Raw genomic sequence first — 255 nt, forward strand, 5'->3', positions numbered from 1 at the left:
CACGCTTGTAGAAGTATTATAATAATCAGTTACGGTCTTTATGTGCCGTGGACGAACCGTATGGATCAGTTGAAAGGACTGAAGCTCTCTTATCGAACTTGTTGATCGTTATCAAAGAAACGGCCTCTCCCCCCGCCCTCGTCAGAGGAGAGGGGGCCAGGCAAAAGACTTTGGTGGCTATTGCGGGCAGGATCACCTCTTACCATTCCGAACAGAGAAGTTAAGCTGCCCAGCGCCGATGGTACTTGGGCTTGA

1 rRNA gene is annotated in these 255 nt (G+C 50.2%); it reads left to right on the forward strand.

The features are described 5' to 3' along the window. Positions 1-169: 169 nt before the first annotated feature. A 5S ribosomal RNA gene (gene rrf, locus DRW39_RS22140) occupies positions 170-255 on the forward strand; the annotation flags it as partial.

The organism is Lewinella sp. IMCC34191 (assembly GCF_003390935.1).
In the GTDB taxonomy this organism is placed as follows: Bacteria; Bacteroidota; Bacteroidia; order Chitinophagales; family Saprospiraceae; genus Neolewinella.